Origin of the sequence: Roseicyclus sp. (genome assembly GCF_018402035.1) — a bacterium.
In the GTDB taxonomy this organism is placed as follows: domain Bacteria; phylum Pseudomonadota; class Alphaproteobacteria; order Rhodobacterales; family Rhodobacteraceae; genus Roseicyclus.
In genome coordinates this window covers 1-1065 of record NZ_JAGYJN010000087.1, presented here as the reverse complement: position 1 = coordinate 1065, position 1065 = coordinate 1, and the positions used below count along the sequence as shown (strand labels likewise).

Sequence of the window (1065 nt, the reverse complement as noted above, 5' to 3'; positions counted from 1 at the left end):
TGCGGTGCAAAGCTCCAAGGATCGCGACCAATTTGGCCAAGGCGATATTCGTGGCGTAATCGCGCCCGAAAGCTCCAACAACGCAAAAGAGGGTGGCGGGCTTGTCCCCACCCTGATTTTCGGGATTCCTGGATCGGGCTCAATGGCGGTGTTTTTGGGCGGGCTTGCGCTTCTGGGTATGTCGCCAGGACCGGCCATGATCCGGCAAGACCTCGACATCACCTATACGATTGTCTGGTCCCTTGCCTTGGCCAATGTCGTCGGCGCCGGGCTTTGTGTGCTCCTGTCCGGCCAAATCGCCCGACTGACGACGATACGCTTCACGCTGCTTGCGCCGTTTCTGTTCATGATGATCGCTTTCGCGGCTTTCCAGTCCCGCATGTCCCTTGGCGATCTGGTTGCGCTCGTCTTTGTCGGCGTCATCGGCATCTTGCTGCGGCGTTTCGACTATTCGCGTCCGGCCTTCCTGATAGGTTTCGTCCTGTCGACACAGGCCGAGCAATTCGTAAACATGGCGACCCAGGTCGGTGCTGCCCGCTTCCGCAGCAGCCTTGAATCGGGGATCGATTACCTTGTTTCGCCGATCTCAGTGACGCTGCTGGTCCTGTCGGTGCTTTCCATCGTCATTGGTATTCGCCAATCCAAGAATATCCGTGAAAATATCGTCACCCACACCGGCACCAAGCGTGCGCCGATGCTGTTCCTGGGCGCGATCACACTTTATGTCGCTATTTCCACGATCGATGCAGCGGGTGTCAGCCGCTTTGGCGACAAAGTGTTTCCGCTCACCATCGGGATTGTGACCCTTCTAGGCTGTCTGGCGCTGATGGCACGGATGATCCTGCGACCCGAGACGGACGATGTGTTCATCGATATGGAAACCGGCGGTGACGATGGCAACGCACCGTATTCGCTGTGGGGCACGCTGGGCTGGTTCTTCGGCCTCCTGGCACTGACGGCTCTCTTCGGGTTCATCATCGCGCTGGCGATCTTCCTGTTGACCTTCTTCCGGATCAGGGCGCAGGTCAGCTGGTCGCGGACGCTGATCCTGACGGCGGCGGCCAT

Annotated in this window: 1 protein-coding gene; it reads left to right on the top strand. The window is 58.9% G+C overall.

The genetic code is table 11. The features are described from left to right. Positions 1-4: 4 nt before the first annotated feature. Positions 5-1065, top strand: a 1061-nt coding sequence (locus KG698_RS15355) for a tripartite tricarboxylate transporter permease (protein ID WP_367114136.1), incomplete at its 3' end; no start/stop codon positions are given.